We start from the raw sequence: 25455 nt of genomic DNA, 5'->3' as shown, positions 1-25455 counted from the left end.
ACGCGACCGAGCAGAAGTTCCCGCTCGTGGCAGCTTTTTCGGGAAAGCACGTCAGCGCCCATGGCGGGAGGGCGCGTGACGTATGCAATGAGAATCGCGAATCTCTCGGGATTGGGAAAGTGACGGATCGGCTGATGACACGATAACCGTCAGAAGACAGGCCGCAGCACCCGCTATGGCCCCTCCGCCCGCTTTGCTGCCGCTGCCTTGTCCATGACTTCCGCTTGCAAGGCTTCGCTGGGTAAGGAGAAAGCTTGCTGTCGCAGCGTGGCAAGCTGTTGCGCGCGGTCTTGGTCAGATAGACCAGCGACCGTTTCGATATGCGTGCGTCGGGTCGCATACTCGTCATAGCGCTGCTGCCAGGCGTGGTCGGCCTGTGCCTGCAGTTGATAGCGCTGCGCCACTTCCGGACTGAATGCCTGTGCCAGCGCTGCGCCAATCTCTTGTGCGCCATGTCCGGAAGCCTTCATGCTGGCAATGGTTTCGGTGATCGCCTGCGGCCTGGCGTTCATTTCACGCGCGGCACGGAGTGGCTCGGGCAGCGCGGCATCCAGTGCCGCAAGGCGGCGCTCCCGTTCGGCATCGTCGAGTCCGGACTGTATCGCAACCTCCAGGCGGGCGAGCATGGCGTCGTCATAGGTCTGCTCGTCGCCAAACCAGATCGACGCCACATCAGGCAGGTGTCGCCACTGCACTGCGCTGCGGTCCGCAATGTGGGCGCGCAGGCGCTGTATCTGTGCTGCGTCCGGTGCGCCGGTCCCGTCGACGACAGATTGGTTCGCGGGTATCCGCTGCATCTCGGCAAGATAGGCGAGATAGCGCTGCCACAGTTGCATGGCCTGCCCGGCAGCCGGCTGCGGCACGTGCTTGCGAATATCGTCGTAGACCAACCGATCCAATGCCTGCGTGTCGCCCGAGGCATGGCGGGCACTTAGAAAGAAATCGAAGTAAGTCCGTAGGGCTCGCGTCAGACGCAGGTTGCCTCGCGCATCCGATTCCGGACCGGGCGGGATATCGACACCCGCCAGCGAGGGCATTGCGCCGATAGCAGGCATGCGCGCGGTATCCGCCAGCGGCACGGAAATGTCAGATACCGCGTCCATCGAGGATCGCGCGAGCGGTGAACGCGTGGCCGGCTCGGCAGGTAAGGTCGCCCAGTACACTGCCGCGCCAGCAAGCCCAGCCACCAACAGTACCAGGGCAACCCCTGACCGGGATTCAGAGCCGGTCATTACGCAAGCGGTTGGCGTGGTTCAGGATCACCGTGCGCGGGTCCGCATCCTGGTACATGCCGAACAATTGATTGATCTGGTCAAGGTGGTTCCAGTAGTAGGAGCCGAGTTCGCGACCCCACTTGCTGCTACACACTGAAACCATCCCGTCGTTGGGGCCTGATCCCTTCAGGGTCATGATGTCTGCGAACGCGGACAGCGGCAGTGTGGACAAGTCGAACAGATTGGAACGGAACACGTTGACCGGGCCGCCGTGCCCTGTCCAGGAATAGGCAGCCTGGGTGTGGGTGACGAGTTTCCCGGTTGCATCGCGCGCCTGCCTCTGCTCCACCGCGGCCCCCGGCGTATTGCAGTCAGGCCCCAATGCGGATCTGGAACCGGGCGCCAGTGTGGCGTCCAGGCGCACGTTCTGCGCGGCGGCCCCTTGCGTGGTCAGGACCTGCAAAGCGGCTGGGCTGTTCTGATCCCACATTTGTCCGTTGACGACGCCATTCATCCAGCCCAAGGCATTGGCCACACCCTGAACTATGCCGACCAGCACCGGTCCCGCCACCGGAACGCTGCCGACACCGCTGATCAGGCTATCGATGACATCGAAGAATTCGCTGCCGCGATTTGGGCTGCCAATGGTGGTTACCGACGCAATATCCTGCGGTGACATGGCCGCTGCCACACGCACCGTTGTGCCGCCCTGGCTATGGCCGATGAGATTGACCTTGTCAGCGCCGGTCTCCAGCTTCACCGCGCGTACGTACGACTGCAATGCCAACGCGCGCTCTTCATCGCTATTGAACGAGGGCACCGTGGCCACGTATACCGTGGCGCCGTTGGCACGCAACACTTTGGGAATACCGTACCAATAGTCGATGACGCCGGCTATCTTTGCCGCGGCCGTCACGCCATGAACCAGGACGATCGGGTAGCGCGTCTTTGCATAGTCAGCGCTGCTTGCCGTGGCGCTTGCCGGCCCCGCCATGGCGATGGCTGCTGCAGCGACTGCTGAAAGCCCGGCAATGCGCCCTGCGGCGGCTCGTTTTTCAGGCGCACGGACGCCATCGCCATGCTGTTCCCGCGCTCTGATTGGTTCCAGGTGAATGCACTGTTTCATCTCTGTTCTCACTGAGGACGTTCATGTGAAGAAGGCCGAGGATCACCATACATAAAGTCCTCGGTGAGATATCAACAATTTGCACAGGAGTTGATTTGCCTCCAGCAGGTGGCCCTCGAACGCAGCAAGGATCCGTTCAAAAAAAGTGCCGCAGCCCCAGCCTGAACATCACCTGGTTCTGGCCTGACGCCACGCCCGCGGCACCAACCACGTAGGCCGCATCGAGCACGCTGCCGGTCTTGTCGCCGCCCACGTGCTGGTAGACCGTCTGCACGTAGATGTCCGTGCGTTTCGAGAAGATGTAGTCCGCCATCAGCCCCACCGAGTGATAGACCGGATGCGTCTTGCCGGAGGTGGCGTCGAACGTTGCGCGCGTGTACGCGTACATCGCCCCGAACCAGTATTGCCGGGCGGGCTGGTACTTGATGTTCGCTTCGATGTTGTCGAAGCGTAGTGCACCGAGCGTGCCCGATGGCGGCGTGATGTTGCCAACGTAGGCGGAACTGCGCGGGTCCGTTACCTCCGTCCGGGCATACGAGACACCGAACTGGAACTTGCCTGTTTCGTACGTACCCCCTGCTCCCCAGATCCTGAGGCGGCTGCCCGGCAGGTTCTGGTCGCCACCGTTGTTGATGGCACCGTATGACGTGGCCGAAGGATTGTCGGCCTGCAGGTAGGCAGCGGCGAGTGTCAGGCCATTCTTCGCGTACTGCCCGCCTGCGCTGAACACGCGATTGTTCGAGAACCTGGTGTCGTCGCTGAAGCCATACATGCCGCCAAACTTGACGCCGCCAAGATCGGGGCTGGTGTACTTGACCGTGTTGTTGACGCGAAAGGTGTTGATCAGGTTGTCGTTGTCGTACGGATGGGCAAACATATAGCCGCCCCACGTGCCGCCCGCCGTGGTCTGTGCGAGGTAGTCCACCACCGAGTCGTACTGGCGACCCAGTGTCACGGAACCCCATCGCTGCCCGGTCAAGCCCATATATGCCTGCCGACCGAACAGTGCACCGCCCTGGAAGGCGCGGCCGTTATCGACGTCGAAACCGTTTTCAAGCTGGAAGATGGCCTTGGTGCCGCCGCCGAGATCCTCGCTGCCCTTCAGCCCCCAGCGGCTGCCGTGCGGAAAGCCGCTGGCCATCGCCACCTGGCTGTGTCCGCCTACGTTGTTGGTGTAGTTGATCCCCTCGTCCAGCACGCCATACAGCGTCACTGTGCTTTGCGCCAAGACGGACGCCGAGGTGGATGCCGATATCGCGCACAGGGCTGCCTTGCACAGCCACTGGGTGCGCTTGTCTCTCTCCGATGTCATTGGGTGTTTCCTTGGGGTACGTTGCCCCGGAATGTGAGTGGGCTATGTCGCCTGGCTCGATCCGCCAGATGGTGCGGTGCGGGCGCCCTTCCCCCGTGTGGCGAGCCAGCAGAGGATAGACCCGGCCACGACCATCGCCGCGCCCTTCCAGAATGCGAAGGACAACGGCGCGTGAAGCAACGTGGTGGCGAGTGCGGCGGACAGCACCGGGATGAAGTACGACGCGCCTGCCAGTACCGCCACGTTGCCGTGCAGGATGCCGACATTCCACGCCGCATAACCAAAGCCCATCGCACAGGCGGCCAGTGCGAGATAGACCACGCCGCCGAAGGTGAAGGACATCGCCTCGCCACCCGTGAACAGGTACTTGGCCCACAGCGTCAACGCGGTCAGAATGAAGAACAGCGTGACACCGTTCTTGCCCTGTGCGATGCGTGCCGTCACGGTGCAGTAGCCCGCCCAGATCACCGCGCCGGAAAACGCCAGGCCATAGCTCAGCGGATTGTCACGCACGTTGGCCGCCAGGCTGGCAGCGTCGAGTCCCTGATCGCCACCCAGTACCAGCGTGACACCCAGGATGGCAACCAGAAAGCCCGGTACGATCAGCCAGTTCGCCCGTTGCCGGTTGAACAGGATCGCGGCCATCATGGTGAACGTGGGCCACAGGTAATTCACCATGCTCACTTCGATGGCCTGCCGGCCAGTGTTCGCGTAGCCAATGGAAAGCGACAGGCACAGCTCGTACGACACGAACAGCAGGCTGCCCCAGAAAAGATATGCCCGTGGCAGCGCCTTGATCCGCACCGGCCCTACTGATATCCACAGCAGCACCGAGGCGACCGAATACATCAGGGCCGCCCCTCCCGTGGCGCCGAAACTCTCGCTGACGCCACGGATCAGGCCGACGATCGAACTCCAGAGAAGTACGGCCAAGAGTCCAATCAACGTTGCCTGTTTGCTTTGCATGACTACCTTGTGATGAAACGGTGGTTAGGGGATTGGCGGGACTACCGCTCAGTTGGCCGTGGATGGTACATCGATCCAGATCGTCTTGATCTCGGTGTACTGGTCATGTGCCCAGATCGACTTGTCACGACCACCAAAACCGGACTCCTTGTAGCCGCCGAACGGTGTGGTGATATCGCCTTCCCCGAAGCAGTTCACGGTCACCACGCCCGCGCGAATCTCGCGTGAGAGCCGGATCGCGCGGTTGAGGTGGCTCGTGTAGACCGATGCCGCCAGCCCATACACGGAGTCGTTGGCCAGCGCGATAGCCTCATCGATATCGGTGAACGTGGTCACCGACAGGATGGGACCGAAGATTTCCTCGCGGAACAGCCGGCTCTCCGGCGGTACGCCATCGACTACAGTCGGCTCCACAAACGATTCGCCCTTGGTGCCACCGCCGAACGTCACGTTCAGGCGCTCTGCATCGGCATGCTCGATGTACGAACGCACTTTCTGGAAATGCGCTTCACTCACCAGCGAGCCGATACGATGCTCGGGATCGAGCGGATCGCCCATCTTCCAGTCGCGCATGTGCACACCGATGCGTGCCAGCAACTCGTCCTTGATATCGGCATGCACGATCAGCCGCGACGATGCCGAGCAGTTCTCGCCCATGTTCCAGAAGGCACCGTTGACCACGTGCTGGGCCACGGCGTCGATGTCCTCCACATCCTTGAGCACCACGGCAGGATTCTTGCCGCCGCATTCCAGCACGATGCGCTTGAGGTTGGATTCCGCCGCGTACTTGAGGAACAGCCGCCCGGTTGCGGTGGAACCCGTGAAACTGACCATCGACACGTCCATGTGCATGCCGAGGGGCTCGCCCACTTCCTTGCCGCCGCCGGGCAGCACGTTGAACACCCCCGCAGGGACGCCTGCCTGATGCGCCAGTTCGGCCACGCGCAGTGCGGTGAGCGTGGTTTCCTTGGCAGGCTTGACCACGATCGAGCAGCCGGCCGCGAGCGACGGACCGATCTTCCACGCCAGCATCAGCAGCGGGAAATTCCACGGCAGGACAAGCCCCACCACGCCGATCGGCTCGCGCACCACTAGCGACAACGCAGCAGAACCCACGGGCGCCGTGCTGTCATAGATCTTGTCGATCAGTTCGGCGTGCCAGCGGATCGTATGAATGGTCTCGGGAATGTCGGTGTTCTGGCATTCGTGGATCGGCTTGCCACTATCCAGGCTTTCCATCACCGCCAGTTCGTGCGCATTCTCTTCCAGCAGGTCGGCGAACTTCAGCAGCACGGCCTTGCGCTGGCCCGGCGACTGACGATGCCAGCGGCCATCCTCGAACGCAGCCTTGGCCTTGGCCACGGCAACATCCACATCGCGCACATCGCAGGCGGAGATTTCCGTCAAGACCTGTCCCGTTGCCGGATTGCTGGTCTGGAACGTCTTGCCCGATACGGCGCGGACGAACTTTCCGTCGATGAAAGCCTGCGTCGGCAGCGTGATCTTGTCTGCAATGGCGGCGTACTCTGCAGCAGTCACAAGTTGTGCCATTACGCCTTCTCCCCGACGATGGTCGCCACCACGCGCTTGAGTTCGGCGATGATCGCCTGCAGGCGGCGGCGCTCGGTGTCTTCAAGATCCTGCAGCGGTGCGCGCACACCGCCGGCTTTCAGTCCTGCCACGGTGCAGCCGTGTTTGATCGATTGCACGAACTTGCCGCCTTCCAGGAAATCCATCAGCGGCATCATGGCCGACATGATGCGGCGGCCTTTATCGAAATCCTTCTCGATCACGCAGGCTTCATACAGCGCGATGTGCTCGCGCGGAATGAAGTTGGAGCCAGCGCAGACCCAGCTACGTGCGCCCCAGGCAAAGAATTCCAGCGCCTGATCGTCCCAGCCGCACGAGATGTCGATGTCGTGGAACTCGGTGGCGAGCATATGCAATTGCGATGTCTGGCCCGAGCTTTCCTTGATGGCGACAAAGTTCTTCGAGGCCGACGTCACCGTGCGGAAGAACTCGCGCCCCATCGACACACCCATCCGGCCCGGATAGTTGTAGAGCATGATCGGCAGGCCCGCGGCCTGATCGACGGTCAGTGCGTGGATGGCATTCTCTGCCTCGGTCGGCAGCGCATACGGCGGCGAGCCAACCAGGATGGCATCGGCCTTGATGGCCTTTGCGCCCTTGGCATACACCACCGATTCTTCCGTGCGCACCGCGCCCGTGCCAACGATCAGCGGCACGCGGGTGCCAATCACTTCCTTGGCGAACGCGGCCAGCGCAAGCCGCTCTTCGGTGGTGTGCGCATAGTATTCGCCGGTGGACCCGCCAATGATGATGCCGTGCACGCCTGCGTCGATCAGTGACTCCAGCACGTCGCCAAACGCGGCGTTGTCGATCTTGCCTTCCGCAGTCAGCGGCGTGATGGCCGGCGTGTAGATACCTTGAAACTTCATGATGCTCTCCGTAACTTCAGGAATTCAAAAAAGGGAATGAGAGTGGGTCAGCGGCTCAGCGAGGCCGCTTCCTGGAGACTCAACGAGCGGGTCTCCGGTGCGAGCAGCATCGAAACCAGCAGGCCGACCAGCGTGACGCCGGCGGCGGCATACATCGTGTGTCCGATGCCGATGGTCTGCAGCGAGATGGGAACCAGCCAGGTGCCGATGGCGGCGCCAATCCGTGACAGCGACGCGCCCAGCCCCACGGCCGCCGAGCGGATCTCGGTCGGGAACAGTTCGTTGGGATAGACCAGTTGCAGCACCTGCGCGCCACCAATGAACAACGCATAGGCACCGAACAGGGCAAGCACCAGCATCTGGTTGCCGTCCGAGCACGCACCCAGCCCCAGCAGTGCAAGGCCCGACCACAGGAAGCTGTGAATCAGCATGCTGCGGCGGCCGATGGTGTTGATAAGCCGCGTCGCAACGATGCAGCCGACCACGAACAGCATGGTGATGGCGACCGATCCCAGTGATGCCCATTCTCCTTTCAGGTTCAGCGCCTGCAACACGGTGGGTGCGAAGGCATAGACCGCGAACACGGGAATGACCGAGCAACTCCAGAACACCGATACGAACAGCATGCGCTTGCCGTAGCCGGAATGCAGCAGCGATAGCAGCGACACTTTCTTTTCGGCCGCCTGCTCGGGCAGGTTGCGCAGCGAGAACGTCGGACCGTAGACCTTGCGGATGATGCGTTCCGCCTCCGACGCCTTGCCCTTGCTCAGCAACCAGCGCGGCGATTCCGGCGTACCCATGCGGATCACCAGCAGCACCACGCCGATGATGGCCGGGCTGGCGAGCACGAGGCGCCATGCATCGGCGCGTCCGGCACCGAGCAATGCGTTGCCGACGATATAGGCCAGCGCGGCACCGGCGAACCACAGGATGGTCAGCATCGCCAGGCGGGGGCCGCGATACTTCTTCGGCAGGAATTCGACGAGCAGTGCGCCAGCCACTGGATATTCGAATCCAACGCCGATACCGATCAGAAAGCGCATGAAGAACAGTTCCTCACCGGACGTGGCCCAGTACTGCAGCACCGAACACAGCACGAAGATCGTCGGCCCCACGAAATAGAGCTTCCTGCGGCCCAGCCTGCAAGTCAGCACGCCACCGAGAAAGCCGCCGCAGAAGATGCCGATCAGCGCCGATGCCGCGACCATGCCCTGCCAGAAACTGCTCAGGTCCAGCGCCGCAGCCAGCGGCACCATGGCCACGCCGATGATGCTCAGCACATAGCCGTCCAGCAGCCAGCCACCGCCCGAGCGGATGCATAGCAGTTGATGAAATCCATTCAGAGGAACGTCCTCGATCGATACATTGTTTGCCACCGTTTGTCTCCTGTTTGACCGTGTCATGCGCGGACCTGCGTTGGGTCCGTCTTTCATCGGGTGCAGCGAGTGCATGTGTGATGCGATCAGACCTCCCTGCCCGCCCGGCGCTGGCCGAGCCAAAGATTCGCGTTGACGCCCATCGACAGGAACGGCTCCGGCGGATTGCGGTTCGGTCCCGGCGACGACAGCAGGAAATCGATCAGTTCGTTGCGCTCGCCAGCAAGGTGCTCGGCCAGCAGATGCCCCGTGACGGTGCCGCGCGTGATGCCGAGTCCGTTGCAGCACAGCGCGCCATGCACGTTCGGCGCAAGCTGTCCGAAGTGACCCATGTGATTGCGCGAGAGCGCGAGCGAGCCGCCCCACGTGTATTCGAACTCGACACCCGGCAGCATCGGAAAGCGCCGTTCGAACGATTCGCGATGCGTTTTCACAAAGCGTTCGAGGTACTTGGGATGACTGCGACCGTCGGCGTTGTAGCTGAAGCTGTTGCGCACGAGGATGCGGTTGTCATGCGTGCGGCGCAGCGTCGTGCCGTACGGATCGGCAGGGATCAAACCCCAGAATTCCTTGCCACCGAGTTGCGCCTGCTCAGCCGCCGTCAGCGGACGCGTCAGGCTTGCATAGGTGAAGACGGGCAGCATCGTGCCTTGCAGGAAACCAAAGCGCTGGCCGAAAGCATTGTTGGTCAATATCAGCGTGTCGGCGGTGATGCTGCCGCCGCGATGTGTGAGCACGATCTTGTCGCCGTATTCCACATCGGTGATCGGCGTGTTTTCGTACAGCTCCACATTGGGTGGCAGGCTATCGGCCAGCCCCTTCACCAGCGCGGCAGGCTGGATCAGTGCCGTGCCCGGCGTGAATAGCGCCTTCCGGTAGAACGATGTGCCGATGTGGCCAGGCAGGTCCGCCGCTTCGATCATGTCGTACGGCTGGCCCAGCTTGTCGAGCCCGCGGCGATACGCATCCAGCACCGCCATGCCCCGATCTTCGATGGCCGCCTGGTACTTGCCCGACGTGCGAAACTGGCAGTCGATTCGGTACTCGTCCACCAATGCCTTGAGAATGCGCTGGCCGGTCAGGTTCAGGTTCATGCAATGGCGGGCTGTGGCGATGTCGCCGATGTAGTCGTCGGCTCCGATGTCGTGGGGGAGGTCGATCGCAAAGCCTGCGTTCCGGCCGGATGAGCCGAAACCCACTTGCTGCGCATCCACCAGCACGACGGAGTCGTCCGGGAACCGGTGCGCCAGTTGGCGGGCAGCGGCCAGGCCGGTGAAGCCCGCGCCGATGATCGCCCAGCGCGCACTGGTCTTGCCGGAATGCGCCGGCATCGGCTTGCGTGCCCGGCTTAGGTGAAACCAGCCGCAGGTGGAATCGTCAGCCGGTATCGCAGTTACTTTCGTCATGTGAGCCTCACTCCTGAGCGCCTGCCTGGATGTCTCTGGCCGCGCCCTTTTTCGTGTCTATCATTTGTAGACAAAGAATATTTCTACGATAGACAAACAGCTATGAGGGTTTACGCGCGGCAAGATCAAATACGCCGCAGCGTTGCTTTCGCAGCACTTTTCAAAGGAGATGAGTGATTGGCCGGGCGGTTGGCCTAGAATGTCTACGATTGATAGACAGGGGTCTGAGATGGCAAGAACCAAGGCGGGCGCGGACGACGCGCCGATTTCCGACGCATCGGTGGATCGCAAGGCGCTGCTCGCCGACGCATTGCGCCGGCGGATCGTCAGCATGGATATGGCGCCCGGCGCAGTCGTGGACGAGCTGGCGCTGAGCGAGGAATTTGGCCTGTCACGCCCTCCGGTGCGGGAGCTGATGCGGCAGATGGCGGCCGAGGGCTATATCGAACTGGAAGCCAACCGTGCGGCGCGGGTGTCTTCGATGAACCACCAGTCGCTACGGAATTTCTTCCTGGCCGCGCCGATGATCTACATCGCCACCACGCAACTGGCCGCGACCAACGCCACCGCGCGGGAGATCGAGGAATTGAAAGCCATCCAGGGACGGTTCCGCGAAGCCATCGAGCGGAACGACGTGGAAAACCGCGTGCTCAACAACGACCAGTTCCATCTGCAGATCGGCAAGATGGCGCACAACCCGTATTTGATGCCGAGCCTGCGCCGAATCCTGATCGACCATGCGCGGCTGGGGAAGATCTTCTACCGGCATCCCGCACCCGTCGACATGGAACTGGATCTCGGCAAGGCGGCCGACCAGCACGACGAAATCATCGAGGCCATCGCGCGCCATGATCCCGAAACGGCAGGCGACATCGTGCGTGCCCATATGGATCTCTCGCGCCGACGCATGACGGAATATGTAGCGCCGGTGGGTGTGGAGGTGCCGCTGGTTCTGTAGCTGCAATGTTGGCTGTAGCTCGCTGCCAACACCCCTCTTCCCTACGCTCCATGACAGGACGGCGATCTGCTAGCCTCGCAGGCGATTCCAGGACAGCGCCGGGGGCGTTCCGGTCCATCACGAACTCCGATAAGTCATGCGGACGACGCCACGATCTGGCGATCCATACAGACGTCGTCCCAACAAGATTGCCTCTGGATAACATCGACGTCGATCCGCAACGACGCCGCGGCGCCAACCAGCAGGCTGGCGGGGCCGCGACGTCATGCGTCTGGAGCGCCGATCGCCGATCAGTCGACGCGTTTGATCTCCGTGTAGTCGCCCTGCGTCCGCAGCGTCATCGTCACGTCCTTGTCGCCACGGTTGCGCCAATACCAGCCGTGGTTGCCGTTGAACGCTGCCTGGATAACCCCGGTGTCTTCGCCAACCTGATGGCCCTTCTTGTACGAGATGGACCGGCCACTTCCGTCGCCGTGCGCGTCGAAATTAACGGCGGCACCATTGGCCGTCCAATCGAAATACGCCTTGTCGCCGGCCTTCATCGTGAGCTTCACTTCCGCACCCTGACCAGGACGCAGAACCAAACTGACCTTGTCCGAACGCCCTGCTGCGGCAGCGGGCTGCGGCGCTGCTGGCGGCTGGGCAGTGGCGGCGGTAGCGCTGACTGACGCCGACGGCGCGTCGTGGGCATGCGCATCAGGCGATGCATGGTCGTGACCATGCGCCTGCTCGGGCCGCGTTCTCGGTTGCAGGCTCGCTTGCGCTGCCTTACGGTCGGCAGCCGCATCGGCCGCAGCCTCCGCTGCGAGTTGTACCTTGGTTTCCCCCATCTGCGTGAGCCCGAGAGCGCGGCCCACGCCGGTCGGGTCGATCGCATACTCCGAAGGAAGCACGATCGTGATCAGGATGGCGGCTGCTGCTGCGGCCGCACTGGCGGTGGAGCGAAACAGTTGCGCGGAAGTCGGCAGCTCTGCGCGAGCCGGAATATCGGTGTTGTACATGCGTGAGAATCCTTAGGACACGAAGAGGCCGGCGAGCTGATATCCGATCAGCACAAAACCGGCGGACATCATGGCGACGTTGGCGGTGTAGGCATGGCGCAGGAAGCTGCCTGTGCGGCGCCAGTAGCCCATGACGATCAGGATGGCGGACAGCGCCAGCAACTGGCCGATCTCCACACCGACGTTGAACGCCAGCAAATTGGGGGCGAGACCATCGGGCGAGATGTCGTACTCGATGATCTTCGTCGAAAGGCCAAAGCCGTGGAAGAAGCCGAAGATCAGCGTTGCCACCCTGGTGTTGGGCTGGAACCCGAACCAGCGCTGGTAGGCGCCCAGGTTGTCCAGCGCCTTGTAGACCACGGACAGGCCGATGATTGCGTCGATGATGTAGCTGTTGATGCCGATGTTGAAATACACGCCCAGCAGCATCGTGGTGGAATGCCCGATGGCAAACAGGCTGACATACAGGCCGATGTGCCGCAGGCGGTAGAGGAAGAAGATCACACCCAGCAGGAACAGGATGTGGTCGTATCCGGTCACCATATGCTTTGCGCCCAGGTAGATGAAGGGCAGCACATGGACACCGGTGATTTCCTGTATGTAGCCCTTGTCGCCTTCGGCAACGGCGTGCGCGAACGCTGCGCCGCTCATGGCGAACAGCAGCAACGCGGCAAGGGTCACGAACATGAGGCAGCGGCGCAATAGGGGCGCGTTCCAGCCTCCGTGTGATAACGGCATTTGCATAAAACTCCGAAATTTCTGGATGTTGGGGCGGCCGCAGCGCGGCCGGTCAGGCGAGAGGGGTGTGCTGACGCGGTGGCCGCTCGATTTGCCACGGAGACCCGGGCAATCGCTGCGGCACGTGAGCGGCTCGCCAGCCGTAGTCCAGCCGGCACCGCATCGTATGCACCACCGGCGGCAGGTGCATCACGTCGTGCTGGTGATCGGATGCATCGTGCCCATGCACATGGCCGGACACGCTTTCGGTTCCGGTGTCGATGCCTGTGTCGCCATCGTGCGAATGCCCGGCAGCTACCTCCGCAGCCAGCATCTCGCGCGCGTCATGCGTGGCCGATTCGCCGCGCCACGGCGCCTTGAACATGCCGACCAGCAGCGCGATCGTGACGAGCGCCAGCAGCGTGGCGCGCCATGCAAATGGGGTCACGTGCTCGCCGGTATGACGCGATGACTTCGCAATCGGCATCCGTTCAGCCCCGATCCGGGTCGAGCACGTAGCCCATCCCGCGAATGGTATGGATCAGCCGGATGTCGAACGGATCGTCCACCTTGGCTCGCAAACGACGAATCGCTACATCCACGACGTTGGTGTTGGTTTCGAAGTTCACATCCCAGACCTGCGAGGCGATCATCGCGCGCGACAACACCTCGCCCTGCCGGCGTACCAGAAGATGAAGCAGCATGAATTCCTGGTTCGTCAGCTCGATCCATTTACCGCCGCGATACACGCGTCTGCCGAGCAGGTCGATGTCGAGATCGCGCACCTGCATGCGTTCGCAATCGCGCGCCGATGTCTGCCGCAGGCAGCGGCGCAAACGCGCGAGCAGTTCGGCAAACGCATAGGGCTTGACCAGATAGTCGTCAGCGCCCAGCTCGAACGCGCGCACGCGATCCGCAACCTCGTCGCGTGCCGACAGGAACAGTACGGGCGTGTCGCGCAGCGTCTTGATGGAGCGGATGACGGCCCAGCCGTCCGCGCCCGGCAGCATGACGTCCAGGATGACGGCGTCATATTCGCCCTCCCTGAACGCATGCATGCCGTCGAGCCCATCGTTGACCACGTCGACGCTGAAGCCCGATTCCGAAAGTCCCTTGAGAAGATACTCGGCTGCCCGTACTTCATCCTCGACCACGAGCAACTTCATGCGGTCTGCTCCTTCCCCAATCCAGTCCTGAAACTCAGCGCGAGTCTGGCCAGCGCGGGTGATCGTCGTCGATGGTGAACGCGTGGCGATGGCTGGTCTCACCGGTACGGTCGCCTTCTGCAAGGTGCGTGGCATCGCCTTCTGCATGATGGTGTTCGATGATGTCGGGATCGTTGGCAGGCCAGAAGCGCCATGCGGCCAGCACACCCACCGCCGAGATCGCGGCAAGCGCGGCGAATGCTGCGGTCATGCCGAACCGCGCGCCGATCTGTCCGGCCAGCGGATACGTGATGAGCCAGCAGGCATGCGACAGCGAGAATTGCGCGGCGAACACGGCGGGACGGTCGGCGGACGTGGCGGAGCGCCGCAGCAACCGGCCGCTCGGGGTCTGCGTCATCGAGTAGCCAATACCGATGACGAACCACGTCAGCAGGAATACCGGCCACTCCACGGCGGGCGCGAATCCCGTCAGTGCAATGCCGAAGGCCAGCCCTGCCGTCATGATCGTGGCACCGGTCAGCATCGCAGGACGATCGGGACGGTCGTTGAGCAGGCGCGGCAACAACAACGCCACCAGCATCGATCCAAAGCCGAACGCGGCCAGACCGAATGGCACATCGGAAGCGGGACGCTGCAGCTTGCTCTGCACGTAGACCACCGTGTTCACGATCACCATGGAACTCGCGGCCGCTGCAGCAAGATTCAGCGACAGCAGTCCGCGCAAACGCGGCGTGCGCAGATAGATCGACATCCCGCGAAACGTCTTCGCGTAGATGCTGCCCGAACGCTCGACAGCGCGCGATTGCGGCAACCGCACGGACACCACCATTGCAGCCGAAATCAGGAAGCCGACCACCGTGCCGCCAAACAGCCAATGGAAGCTGATGACCGATAGCAGCGCCGCTGCGAGCGCCGGGCTCGCCAGGCTCTCCATGTCATAGGCGAGGCGCGACAGCGACAGTGCGCGGGTGTAGTCCTTCTCCTCCGGCAGCACATCGGGAATCGTGGCCTGGAACGTCGGCGTGAATGCCGCCGATGCCGATTGCAGCAGGAAGATCAGGATGTAGATCTGCCATACCTGCGTCACGAAGGGCAGCGAGATGGCCACGCCTGCGCGAATCAGGTCCATCGACACGAGGAACGCGCGCCGGGGTAGCCGGTTCGCGAAAGCGCCCACCACGGGCGCAATCCCCACATAGGCCACCATCTTGATGGCGAGCGCCGTGCCCAGCACGCTGCCAGCATCGGCACCGGCAAGGTCATACGCCAGCAAGCCAAGCGCAACGGTTGCAAGACCAGTTCCCACCAGCGCGATGACCTGCGCAAGAAACAGATGCCGGTAAGTTCGATTGGCGAGGACTTCAAGCATCGATGTGCTCCCATGGATCCATGATTACGACTCCAGCATCGGCGCAGTATTTGGCGACTGCGATGCACGGCGCCGCAGCACCATGCCGCAGATCGCCGGCAGCACGAACAGCGTGAGAACGGTCGCCGTCACCAGCCCGCCGATCACCACCGTTGCCAGCGGCTTCTGCACCTCCGCGCCCGTTCCCGTGGCAATCGCCATCGGCACAAAGCCGAGCGATGCCACCAGCGCGGTCATCAGCACAGGTCGCACACGCTCCATCGCGCCTTCGATCACGGCAGTGTTCGGCGCCATGCCGTCTTCCATCCGCTTGTGAATAGCGGAGATCAGCACCAGTCCGTTCAGCACCGCCACGCCTGACACCGCAATGAAACCAACTGCCGCCGAGATCGAGAACGGGATGCCGCGCAGCAACAGTGCGAACACGCCTCCGGCCAGCGCCAGCGGTACAGCCGTCAGCACCGTAGCAGTCAACACTGCACTGCCGATGGCGAGATGCAACGCGGCAGCAATCAGCACGAAACATGCAGGAACAATGATTGCCAGCCGCTTGGTGGCGGCCTGCAGGTTCTGGAACTGGCCACCCCACTCGATCCACATTCCCGGTGGCAGCTTCACTTCCCTGGCGATACGGTCCGCCGCATCGTCGACAAAGCTACCCAGGTCTCGACCATCACCAACGTTAGCCTCGATATAGACGCGGCGCTTGCCGTTATCCCGGCTCACTTCGTTCAGGCCCTGCGTGAAGCGGAACTGCACCAGTTGGCGCAAGGGAACGGAGGCGCGCGATTGGCCATCCACCGCTGGCAGCATGACGGGCAATGCGCCGAGCACATCGAGGTTCTCGCGTTGTGCGCCGGGCAGGCGGACAACGATGTCGAAGCGACGATCACCATCGAACACCTGGCCTGCAGCCCTGCCCGCCATCGCAGCGGAAATCGTGTCGGCCACTTCCTTGACGGTCAGGCCGTAGCGTGCAATGGCGGCGCGGTCGAACACCAGATCGAAGGTGGGAAAGCCACCCGTCAACGGCACGCGCACGTCTGTTGCACCCGGCGTCTTGCGCAGCACCGCCGCAATCTTTTGCGCCGTGGCGGCCAGTTCATCAAGGTTCTCGCCATAGAGCTTGACGGCTACATCGCTACGCACGCCACCGATCAGCTCGTTGAAGCGCATCTCGATGGGCTGCGTCACGTCGTAGTTGTTGCCCACCATCGACGCGGTCTTTTCGCGAATGCGCTCGATCACCTGCTCCTTGGTCGTGATGCCTTCCGGCCATTCGCTCTTGGGCTTCAGGATGATGTAGTTGTCGGATGCATTCGGCGGCATCGGGTCCGCAGCAAGGCTTGCCGTACCGGCCTTCGAATACACGGTCTGCACCTCGGGCAGCGTCATGACCGCGCGCTCCAGCGGCAGGTCGATCGCCACAGACTGGTCAATCGACGTGGACGGAATCCGCACCGACGACAGGTTCAGGTTCTGCTCGTCGAGCGTAGGCATGAACTCGCGGCCAACGAACGTGAACGACAGCGCGGCCAGCGCCAGCACCGCAACGCCTGCGCCGATGAACGGTGCGGGGCGCGCGACAGCACGTTCCAGCCACGGTCGGTAACGTTGTTTGGTCACCGCAATCACCTTGACTTCGGTCTCCGACACTTCCTTGCGCAGCAGCACGGCAATCATCGCGGGCACAAACGTCAGCGATAGCACGAAGGCAGAGGCCAGCGCCAGCATCAGCGTGATGACCATCGGCGAGAACATCTTGCCTTCCACGCCCTGGAAGGTCAGGCACGGCAGGAAGACCAGGAAGATGACGAGCTGGCCGTAGATCGTCGGCTTCACCATTTCGCGCGACGATGCGATGACTTCTTCAAGGCGCTCTTCCAATGTCAACAGGCGACCCTCGTGCTTCTGGCGCTCGGCCAGGCGGCGCAATGCGTTCTCGACGATGATGACGGCGCCGTCGATGATCAAGCCAAAATCCAGTGCGCCCAGGCTCATCAGGTTGCCCGAGATGTTCAGGCCGTTCATGCCGATGGCACTGATCAGCAGCGACAACGGGATCACCATCGCGGCAATCAGCGCCGCGCGCCAGTTACCCAACAGCGCGAACAGGATCACCACGACCAGCAGCGCACCCTCGGCCAGGTTCTTGGCTACCGTCTCGATCGTCGCGACCACCAGTTGCGAACGGTTCAATGTGGGCACGATCACCACGCCGGGAGGCAAGGTCTTGGTGATCTGGTCGAGTTTGTCGCCCACGGCCTGCGCCACTGTGCGGCTATTGGCGCCCACCAGCATCAGCGCGCTGCCGACCACGGTCTCCACGCCGTTGCGGCTTGCCGCACCCGAGCGCAGTTCGCCGCCGATATTGACGTTGGCCACCTGACCCACCGTGATCGGCACGCCTTGCCGCTGCGCCACCACGGCGCGTGCGATCTCGTCCGCCGTCTTGATACGGGCATCGGCGCGCACCAGATACGACTCGCCGGAGCGGCGGATGAAGTTGGCGCCGACGGACAGGTTGGCATCCTCCAGCGCCTGGCCCAGCTCCGAGTACGAGATCCCGTAAGCCGCCATCTTTGCCGTATCGGGCTCCACTACGAACTGCTTGACGTAGCCTCCGAGCGAATCGACGTCCGCCACGCCCGGCGTGGTGCGCAGTTGCGGCCGGATGATCCAGTCCTGCACCGTGCGCAGGTAGGCCAGCTTCGACACGCGATCCGACAGACGTTCGCCACGGTCAGTAAGGAAACTGCCATCGCTTTGCCACCCGGGTTCGCCATCCTTTACGGTGGCACCCTTGCCATCAGGGAACTGGTACTCGACGCTGTAGTGAAAGACTTCGCCCAGCCCCGTAGACACCGGACCCATCTGCGGCTCCACACCGTCCGGCAGATTGGGTCGCGCCTGTGCCAGCCGCTCAGTGACCTGCTGGCGCATGAAGTAGAGGTTGGCGCTTTCCTTGAAGATCACCGTCACCTGGCTGAAGCCATTGCGGGAGAGCGAGCGCGTGTTCTCCACGCCGTTCAGGCCGGCAATGGCAGTCTCGATGGGGTACGTCACGCGTTTTTCCACTTCAACGGGACTCAGCGTCGGTACCACGGTGTTGATCTGCACCTGCTTGTTAGTGATGTCCGGCGTTACGTCGATGGGCAGCAGGTTGAGCTGCCATGCGCCGAACACGCCCACTACAGCGGTCAGGAACAGCACGAGCCACCGGAAGCGGACGGCGCCGCTCAGGATGCTTTCGATCATTCGTCGTCCCCGCCGGCCTTGTTCATTTCTGCCTTGATCAAGAACGCATTGCGCGTAGCCACCTGCTCACCGGCGCGCACGCCCGACAGGATCTGCGCCACACCGCCGCTACGTGTTCCCACCAGTACGGACTTCGGACGGAAGCCCTGCTGCGTGCGCACAAAGACCACATCGCGGCCATCGAGATTCTGCACGGCGTCTTCGGGCACCGACATCGCATTCATATCGGCCGCCTTGGTATGCAGACGCACCTGCACCCCTTCACCCACGATCAGGCCGTTGTTCGCATCCACTGGCGTCACCACCACCGTGGCGGCGCGAGCACTGCCGGAGACCGTCGGCGTGACGGCCTGCACGCGGCCAGCCAGCGGCGCACCGTTGGCCAGCACGATGGTTGCGTCGCTGCCGGCGGCAATGCGGCTGGTGTCGGCGGCAGTCACATACGCTTCGACTTGCACGGCACCCGATCCGGCCACGCGGAATAACTCAGCCTGGGGTGCAACATAAGCGCCGAGGGTGACCGCTTGCGCAGTGATCCTGCCGGCGATGGGACTGACGACGGCCACCGAGCGACCATCGCTCGATACCTTGGCAGCCTGCGCCACCGTTGCCGCGCGTTGCACCTCGGCCTGCGCCACATCCAGCGCCATGCGCGCAGCTTCCATCTCCTGGCGGGGCGTCACGCCTTGCTGGAACAGGCTCGATTCGCGTTCGTACGTCTTGCGTGCGAGATCCGCGCGGGCCTGCGCCACCTTGCGCTCGGCAGCCATGGCGGCGGCCTCGGGGCTATCCACGAGTGCGAGCACGTCGCCGGCTCGCACGGCATCGCCAAGCTTGCGCTGGATGCGCAGTACCGCACCCGCAGCACGCGAGACGATGACGGCTTCGCTGCCGGGCATCGCAGACACTGTCGCCGGCGCCAGCAGCTCCGAACCGACACCTCCGGCCGATACCGGCTCTACAGCGATATTGGCCGCAGCAAGATACTCGCCGGGAATCTTCACTTCGGCAGGTTCGGCGGCCGGAGCCGAAGCGGCGACCTTCTCCGGTGCAGCAGCCGCCTTGCCGGACTCGGCACCCGAACCCAGGCCGCGCGCCACGCCAAAGCCAACCAGTGCCGCTGCGGCGGCAACCCCGGCGATCATGGGCCAGCTCGGTTGCCGGCGCTCGTTCTTCGTCATCATCGTGCTTCCTCAAATGCCAGACGGCCGTCCGCCTGCGCCATCGCCGCCAGCGCGCGCACGCGGGCCAGTCGGGCATCAATCGTCAATTGCCGCGCTTCCACCAGTGCGCGCCGTACGGCAAGCAGTTCCACGAGCGGGGTCTTGCCGGAGTCGTATCCAATGCGCCCGAGCCGATAGGCTTCCGAGGCAGCCTGCTCGCCTACGGCTGCAGCGGCAAGCTGCTGGTCAGTGGCCATGGCCTGCGAGATCGCCGAGCGGCGTGCCGCCACGGCCTCAAGTCTCGCGTTGTCGAGTCGGGCCTGTGCCGCCGATACACGCTCGACGGCTGCGTTCACGCCATAGCGGTTCTGATCGAACAACGGAATCGATGCGGTCACGCCAACGACATACCCGCTGGCATTGGTCCAGCCATAGCGGCGCACACCCGCGCTCAGCGCGATATCGGGAATCCAGCGTTTGCGTTCGACATCGACCTGAGCGTCCAACGCATTGCGTTCGGCTTCGGCTGCCAGCACGCTGGGGGAATCGGCCGCTGGCAAGCTTTGATTGGGCAGCGACGGCTTCACGGACAGCAGCGAACTGGTAAGGCTGGTATAGGGTTCGGTAGCGCCCGTTATGGCGGACAATCGCGCGAGCGCTTGTGTCGCATCGTTTTGCGCGGCGGCTTCCGCAGCCTGCGCAGCCGAGACACTGGCCTGCGCCTGCGCGGTGCGCAACGAGGCTTCCTTGCCCGATTCCACCAGCGCGCGCGCCGCCTTCAGTTCATCGTTGGCGCGTCCGAGGTTTTCGGAGGCCAGCGTCTTGCGCGCGAGCATGGCTTCCGCCGATGCATACGCGACAGCCAGTTCCGCCGAGTAGGCGACCTGGATTTGCCGCTCTCGCGCCTGCGCGGCAGCGAAATTCCGCTCGCCCACTGCAATGCGTGCGCCGCGTTTTCCGCCGATTTCCAGCGGCTGGCTCAGTGTGTAGGTGTTTTGACGTTGGCTCGAGCCATCCGCAGCAGGCGCGCCGAGATTCTCGATCACCGTGTCGATACGCGGATTGAGCCATGCGCGGGCCTGCGCAGCGTCAGCACCTGCAGCGCGTACCGTGGCCGCTTGTGCAGCCATGGTCGGTGCGAATGCCAGAGACTGCCGCAGAAGATCGGCATAAGGCGGGGCTTCCGCTGCATGGACTGTTGCTGCCGCCATCAACATCAGCGCGGCAGCGGCACCCGCCTGTCGCGCGATCGTGGGTAATGAGAAGGTCACCTGATTCATTGCGAGAAAAGATGAAGCCGAAATTGGCTGCTCCACTTTTCAATACGGCGCCCGATGCAAGGCCCCCTCGCAATGCGACTAAATCTTTTTTTCTTCGGCTTCCAGTAGCGCCGTCAGCCTTGCCCGCGCCCGTGCCACCCGGCTTTCCACTGCCTTGGGCGAGATATTGAGCGCGGCAGCCGCCTCGGCATGTGACATCTCTACGAACGAGGTGAGGATGATGACTTCGCGCGATGCGCGGTCCAGCTTGTCGAGAGTCTTGTTGATATGTGCGAGTTCGCGCCGCGCGCCAATCTCGCGCTCGGGACCGGGCGCATCGGTGGGGGCGACGTCGGCGACTGCCGCGTCATTGACGTCCGCCGCACCAAAGAAAAAATGCCTGACACGCCGAACTCGATAGAGGTCGCGCATCTTGTTCAGACCGATGCGGAACAGCCACGGACGGAAAGCCTTCTCTTGATCGAATTCGTCCAGCGCGTGCCAGGCAGCAATAAACGTGTCCTGCACGACATCGTCGATGTCGGTCTCTGGAATGCCGAACGAGCGTGCAGCTTGAGCGAGCGCGCGCCCGTGCCGTTGCACCAGTTGGCCAAAGGCGTGCTGATCGCCGTCCGCAGCGCGTTCGGCAAGGAAATTGTCTGTCGATAGTCCGGTCACTGCGACCCGCGACGCAAGGCATCCACCAGCACACGATCATAGGCCGCGCGATGTTCGGGCTTCAGCCCCGCACGCATTTCAAACACGTGAACGAGCGTGGCGCGCTGAAGATCCCCCGCAGCCCGCTCCACTTCCTGCGTGGCCGCTTCGACCTCGGGCGTCCATTGCGGATTCTTCGCAATGGCATCGGCCAGCTTGCCGTTGGCCGCCCGGAGCCGCGTTTCGATTTCCCGCCGGCGCTCGGCAAACGCCTGTTCCTTCAACTCCAGGATGCCGCGTTCGTTGGCATCCAGCGGCACCGCATCGTGCAGCACCTCGTGCAGGCTCGTATGCGAATCCTCGTTCGTATGCGTGAAATAGATGCCGCCGATGGCAACCAGGACACCCACCAGCGCGCCAACGAGCGTGGAGAGCGATAAACGGAGCGTGCGCGACTTCATCATTTCCCGATCAGCAGGCTGAATGGCGACGCCGCAGACGGGGCGGCCACCCATGTGGGCTGGGGCTTTTCCAGCAGGCCGCCAGCAATACGATCAATCGCGGTAAACGCCACCAGCGACGCCAGTGCGGCGCAGGCGACCGCGCACCAGATGTCATGGCGCGCGGCCAGAACCATCTGCGCAGGCTCGCGGCGAATCTGCCGCTGGACGCCGGAAATATCGAGATCACTCGATGCCTCGTGCGTCACATTTTTTGCATTCTCAAGCCAACTGTCGATATCAGCCATGGCCAGATCTCCGATCTCTAGGTGCGGTGGACATTCTATATACGGCGCTGATCCCCACCTCCCCTCGCATTTCGGCGTCCGGTCAGCCAAGCAGGATCCAGGTCGGCAAGATGCCTTCGGCATGGAGTTGGTCCAGCGATTCAAACAGCAGCGCCGCCAGCGGAAACCAGATGGAATCGGCAACATTTCGATGGAAGGACCCGAGATGCACCGTCCAGCTACGCTCGGATCGATAGAGCGAACGGTTCGGGAAGAACGCAGGGGTTCGCGCAAAATATTCCGTGAAGGACGGGAAGTTCCTTGCCAGCAACCGGTCTTCTGACCGGATCACGGCGGGATAGACGAGCGCAAAGGCAATTACGAGAAATCCCACGATGATCATCGAGCCTGTCATGGCGCCCAATCCGGCGATGCCCAGGAAATTGCAGACATAGAGCGGATGGCGGCACATCGAATACGGCCCCTCCACCACCAGTTCCTCGCTCTTCCTGCCCGATATATAGAGCGCGCACCACAGGCGCCCGATGGTTGCTGCGACAACGCCCAACACGCCGACGATGGCCAGCAGCGACGAGAACCGCGAATCGTCCCATCGAGAGTCACCTACCAGCAGTGCAATCAGCACCACGGCACCCACACCACGCCAGACCCCAATACGATGTCGGGTCAGAAAGCTGTCGATAGACGAAGAAAAGACGGAAGCCTGGTACTGGATTGGCGACATGGATATACGAGGACGAGGGCTAAGGAAGATCGGGAGACATGCAGCGGACCACAGCAGAGCCGGCGCAATGGAAGGCCCAACTGTTCGCGGCATTCTATGTAGCGCCATCGACGATCCGGCTTTATTGCCAAGATGTAATTGCCCGTCAATCTTCGGGCTCCAGCTCAGGGAACGCGCTTTCCCATCCCGATGGCGAGCAGGTCGCCGAGTGACGAAAGCGCCCTTCCCATAAGGGGGTTCGCCTCTGCGCCTTCGCGCTCTCGACGCGGCTTCATTCCATTGCGTGGGCCGGGGACTTCCGCCACCCATACCTGCAGTCCTGTAGAATGCCGCGCCATGTCGCGAATCATTGCCATTCTCATGATGCTGATTCTCCCGCTGCACGCGCTGGCTGCGGCGGAGCGACATTTCGCGCATGCATCGTCCGAGGCTTCCGATGCAGGGGATACGATCGAGCATCTCGCTGCACACGCCGAGAACATCCCGCATCATCACCACGACGAAGATGGCATGGACGTGGACGACGATTTCCTCTCTGCCAGCCACCAGCTCGAATTCGAACTGCTGTCGAACCTCCTTGGTGCTCTGCCGTCGATGGCCTCGCCGCTTCTGCTTGACATGACGCACGTAAAGCCGTCCTTTGCAGCCCGCGCCGTGCCCGCCGTCGCCTTCGGTCCTCCCTTACGTCCACCTCACGCGCCCGCCTGACGGCGGGGCCTTGTCCTTTCCTGCTCGCCGTGTCCTGACGTGACACGGTGCCCCGCCGTGACGCTTGTCGAGCCATAAGCGTTTGGGGAAGTCATGCAGAAGTTTTTCGTATTGCTGGCCGCATCGTTCGCGATGCTGGCCGACGTGTGCGCGCAGACACCGGCAACGGATCTGCACGCATTGTTCGAGGTTGCCTGGGAACGCTCCGTTGCCATGCAGACCACGGCGGGCCGCCGGCAGGAAGCCGCCGCCAGCCGCGTCCAGGCCAACGCGCTGATCGCGGGCTCGCCCTCTATCGACCTGCGCCATCGTGGTGACCAGTTGACGGATCGGCGCGGCATCCGCGAGAGCGAAGTCGCGCTCGGCGTGCCCGTCTGGATGCCCGGACAGCGTAGCGCGCGGGGCGCACTGGCGGACGCACAGGCTGCCGAGGCGGAATCTTCGATGATGCTCGGTCAGCTCGCCGTCGCAGCCGAAGTGCGCGAACGGGTCTGGCAACTCGCCGCCGCAGAATCGGAGAACGAGGTGCTGCGCCGCCGCACGGCCGTCGCGAGGTCATTGCGCGACGATGTTCAGCGACGTGTCACCGCAGGCGACCTGGCCCGCACCGACCTGCTGTTCGCGGAACAGGATCTGCTGGCAAACCGTGCTTTGATGACGGAAAGCGAAGCACGCGTCATCGAGATGCGCGCGCGGCTCATGCAGACCTCGGGCGTCCAGGCGTTGCCGCTGCGCTACGACGAACTGCCGGCGCCAGTGATCGCCGGCGCACCGCATCCCCGGCTCGACGCCGCGCTGCGGGCCGTCGAGCGCGGAGAACGCCAGATCGGCTACCTGCAAAAATCCCGACGTGACGCGCCCGAAGTTGGCGTGACCTACCGTCGTGACTCCGCTGGCGGCGGCCTGCCCAGCGACCAGACGGTCGGCGTCTATGTGCGTTTTCCGTTCGCCACCGATGCGCGCAACCTGCCGCGCGAAACTGCTGCGCAGACCGAACTGATGACCGCACGTGCGGAGCGGGACCGCGCCGAGCGCGTCGTGCAATCCGAAATCGATACCGCGCAGCAGACGCTGGCGCTGGCCGAGCAGCAGCTTGCGCTAGTCACGCAGCGCAGCGCCACGCTGACCGAACGCGCCACCCTTCTGCGCAAGACCTTCAATGCCGGCGAGATCGGCCTGCCCGAAGTCCTGCGCGCGCAAAACCAGGCACTGGACGCCGAGGTCGAACTGGCCCGCGTCCGCGCGCGGCGCGGCTTCGCCATTGCCAACCTGAACCAGGCACTGGGAGTGCTGCCATGATCCGACTGCTGATTTCATCCCTCTGGCTCTGCGTGGTCCTGGCCATACCGGCCACGCACGCCGCGCCAGGCGCCCACGGCCCCAATGGCGAACACCTCGATGCACCGGGCGCTATGGCATCCGGTGCTATCACTCGCCCGGCCATCGAAGCCAACACCGAGAGCTTTGAACTCGTTGGCACGCTGCAGGACAGCGAGTTCTCCGTCCTCGTCGATCGCTATGTGACCAACGAGCCGGTCACGACCGGTACGTTGGAAGTCGAACTCGGAGCGTTGAAGGCGCAAGGCAAGCTCAATGCCGACATCGGCAGCTTCTCCTTCACCGAGCCAAAGCTGCTGGCTGCACTGCGGCAGCCGGGAGACCACGCGCTGGTGTTCACACTGCTCACCGGTAACGACACGGACCTGATCGAAGGAAAGTTGCACGTGGCGCAGGGCGGTGGCGCGCATGGCCACTGGTACGCGAGCCCCGTTGTAAAAATCGGCGCGGTTGTTCTGGTCGTGCTGTTCGTGATGGTGATGGCATGGCGCCTCCGTCGTCGCCGCACCGTTCGTTAAGGGCAAAGCCAT

Annotated in this window: 24 protein-coding genes; 4 read left to right on the top strand and 20 right to left on the bottom strand. The window is 63.1% G+C overall.

The window, feature by feature from the left end:
* Positions 1-173: 173 nt before the first annotated feature.
* From FFS21_RS12950 to FFS21_RS12915, 8 genes are all read right to left on the bottom strand, one after another.
* Positions 174-1232 carry a lipase secretion chaperone gene (locus tag FFS21_RS12950; protein ID WP_137925244.1) on the bottom strand — a complete coding sequence of 353 codons (1059 nt, stop codon included), beginning with the start codon at positions 1230-1232 and terminating at the stop codon, positions 174-176.
* Positions 1219-2340: an esterase/lipase family protein gene (locus tag FFS21_RS12945; RefSeq protein ID WP_137925243.1), complete on the bottom strand. Its 1122-nt coding sequence runs from the start codon at positions 2338-2340 to the stop codon at positions 1219-1221. The genes FFS21_RS12950 and FFS21_RS12945 overlap by 14 nt, the downstream gene beginning before the upstream one ends.
* Positions 2341-2476: 136 nt before the next feature.
* Positions 2477-3652, bottom strand: coding sequence for a porin (locus FFS21_RS12940; protein WP_137925242.1), 1176 nt, complete (start codon positions 3650-3652; stop codon positions 2477-2479).
* A 42-nt stretch (positions 3653-3694) separates the two neighbouring features.
* Positions 3695-4618, bottom strand: a complete 924-nt coding sequence (gene yddG, locus FFS21_RS12935) for an aromatic amino acid DMT transporter YddG (protein WP_137925241.1) — start codon at positions 4616-4618, stop codon at positions 3695-3697.
* A gap of 48 nt (positions 4619-4666) precedes the next feature.
* Positions 4667-6169 (bottom strand): aldehyde dehydrogenase, encoded by a 1503-nt coding sequence (locus tag FFS21_RS12930; protein ID WP_137925240.1) that lies wholly within the window; start codon positions 6167-6169, stop codon positions 4667-4669.
* Positions 6169-7077, bottom strand: coding sequence for a dihydrodipicolinate synthase family protein (locus tag FFS21_RS12925; protein ID WP_137925239.1), 909 nt, complete (start codon positions 7075-7077; stop codon positions 6169-6171). Before FFS21_RS12925 ends, FFS21_RS12930 begins: the two co-directional genes overlap by 1 nt.
* Positions 7078-7124: 47 nt before the next feature.
* Positions 7125-8453 carry an MFS transporter gene (locus FFS21_RS12920; protein ID WP_137925238.1) on the bottom strand — a complete coding sequence of 443 codons (1329 nt, stop codon included), beginning with the start codon at positions 8451-8453 and terminating at the stop codon, positions 7125-7127.
* Positions 8454-8539: 86 nt separating this feature from the next.
* Positions 8540-9859 (bottom strand): NAD(P)/FAD-dependent oxidoreductase, encoded by a 1320-nt coding sequence (locus FFS21_RS12915; RefSeq protein WP_137925237.1) that lies wholly within the window; start codon positions 9857-9859, stop codon positions 8540-8542.
* A gap of 229 nt (positions 9860-10088) precedes the next feature.
* On the opposite strand from FFS21_RS12915, the gene FFS21_RS12910 reads away from it, so the two are divergent.
* Positions 10089-10817: a GntR family transcriptional regulator gene (locus FFS21_RS12910; RefSeq protein ID WP_137925236.1), complete on the top strand. Its 729-nt coding sequence runs from the start codon at positions 10089-10091 to the stop codon at positions 10815-10817.
* A 290-nt stretch (positions 10818-11107) separates the two neighbouring features.
* Here the strand turns inward: FFS21_RS12910 and FFS21_RS12905 are convergent, their stop codons facing one another.
* The 12 genes from FFS21_RS12905 to FFS21_RS12850 all read right to left on the bottom strand — a co-directional run bounded on the left by FFS21_RS12905 (position 11108) and on the right by FFS21_RS12850 (position 22879).
* A complete protein-coding gene (locus tag FFS21_RS12905) occupies positions 11108-11818 on the bottom strand; it encodes a transmembrane anchor protein (RefSeq protein ID WP_137925235.1) in 711 nt (236 codons plus the stop codon).
* Positions 11819-11830: 12 nt separating this feature from the next.
* Complete coding sequence (locus FFS21_RS12900; protein WP_249359352.1) at positions 11831-12505, bottom strand: HupE/UreJ family protein; 675 nt, start codon at positions 12503-12505, stop codon at positions 11831-11833.
* Positions 12506-12608: 103 nt separating this feature from the next.
* Positions 12609-12983 carry a hypothetical protein gene (locus FFS21_RS12895; RefSeq protein WP_160473741.1) on the bottom strand — a complete coding sequence of 125 codons (375 nt, stop codon included), beginning with the start codon at positions 12981-12983 and terminating at the stop codon, positions 12609-12611.
* A gap of 43 nt (positions 12984-13026) precedes the next feature.
* Positions 13027-13701: a heavy metal response regulator transcription factor gene (locus FFS21_RS12890; RefSeq protein ID WP_137925232.1), complete on the bottom strand. Its 675-nt coding sequence runs from the start codon at positions 13699-13701 to the stop codon at positions 13027-13029.
* A 34-nt stretch (positions 13702-13735) separates the two neighbouring features.
* The gene (locus FFS21_RS12885) at positions 13736-15070 is read right to left on the bottom strand and encodes a Mef(A)/Tet(V) family efflux MFS transporter (RefSeq protein WP_137925231.1); all 1335 of its coding nucleotides are present in this window, start codon (positions 15068-15070) and stop codon (positions 13736-13738) included.
* A gap of 24 nt (positions 15071-15094) precedes the next feature.
* Positions 15095-18328: a CusA/CzcA family heavy metal efflux RND transporter gene (locus tag FFS21_RS12880; protein ID WP_137925230.1), complete on the bottom strand. Its 3234-nt coding sequence runs from the start codon at positions 18326-18328 to the stop codon at positions 15095-15097.
* The gene (nccB, locus tag FFS21_RS12875) at positions 18325-19512 is read right to left on the bottom strand and encodes a nickel/cobalt/cadmium efflux RND transporter periplasmic adaptor subunit NccB (RefSeq protein WP_137925229.1); all 1188 of its coding nucleotides are present in this window, start codon (positions 19510-19512) and stop codon (positions 18325-18327) included. The genes FFS21_RS12880 and nccB overlap by 4 nt, the downstream gene beginning before the upstream one ends.
* A complete protein-coding gene (locus FFS21_RS12870; protein ID WP_137925228.1) occupies positions 19509-20771 on the bottom strand; it encodes a TolC family protein in 1263 nt (420 codons plus the stop codon). The genes nccB and FFS21_RS12870 overlap by 4 nt, the downstream gene beginning before the upstream one ends.
* 78 nt (positions 20772-20849) lie before the next feature.
* Complete coding sequence (locus FFS21_RS12865; RefSeq protein ID WP_137925227.1) at positions 20850-21428, bottom strand: RNA polymerase sigma factor; 579 nt, start codon at positions 21426-21428, stop codon at positions 20850-20852.
* On the bottom strand, positions 21425-21871 hold the full coding sequence (locus FFS21_RS12860; protein WP_137925226.1) for a periplasmic heavy metal sensor: 447 nt from the start codon (positions 21869-21871) through the stop codon (positions 21425-21427). The genes FFS21_RS12865 and FFS21_RS12860 overlap by 4 nt, the downstream gene beginning before the upstream one ends.
* Complete coding sequence (locus FFS21_RS12855; RefSeq protein WP_137925225.1) at positions 21868-22155, bottom strand: CnrY/NccY family anti-sigma factor; 288 nt, start codon at positions 22153-22155, stop codon at positions 21868-21870. The genes FFS21_RS12860 and FFS21_RS12855 overlap by 4 nt, the downstream gene beginning before the upstream one ends.
* 82 nt (positions 22156-22237) lie before the next feature.
* Positions 22238-22879, bottom strand: a complete 642-nt coding sequence (locus tag FFS21_RS12850; RefSeq protein ID WP_137925224.1) for a methyltransferase family protein — start codon at positions 22877-22879, stop codon at positions 22238-22240.
* A 336-nt stretch (positions 22880-23215) separates the two neighbouring features.
* Here FFS21_RS12850 and FFS21_RS12845 point away from each other — a divergent pair, with 336 nt between their 5' ends.
* From FFS21_RS12845 to FFS21_RS12835, 3 genes are all read left to right on the top strand, one after another.
* Entirely contained in the window at positions 23216-23587 is a 372-nt protein-coding gene (locus FFS21_RS12845) for a hypothetical protein (RefSeq protein WP_137925223.1), read from the top strand.
* Positions 23588-23680: 93 nt separating this feature from the next.
* Entirely contained in the window at positions 23681-24886 is a 1206-nt protein-coding gene (locus FFS21_RS12840; RefSeq protein ID WP_137925222.1) for a TolC family protein, read from the top strand.
* The gene (locus tag FFS21_RS12835) at positions 24883-25443 is read left to right on the top strand and encodes a hypothetical protein (RefSeq protein WP_137925221.1); all 561 of its coding nucleotides are present in this window, start codon (positions 24883-24885) and stop codon (positions 25441-25443) included. Before FFS21_RS12840 ends, FFS21_RS12835 begins: the two co-directional genes overlap by 4 nt.
* Positions 25444-25455 lie beyond the last annotated feature (12 nt).

Source organism: Cupriavidus sp. 2SB (assembly GCF_005503625.1).
Classification (GTDB): Bacteria; Pseudomonadota; Gammaproteobacteria; order Burkholderiales; family Burkholderiaceae; genus Cupriavidus.
This window is presented reverse-complemented; position numbering and strand designations above follow the sequence as displayed.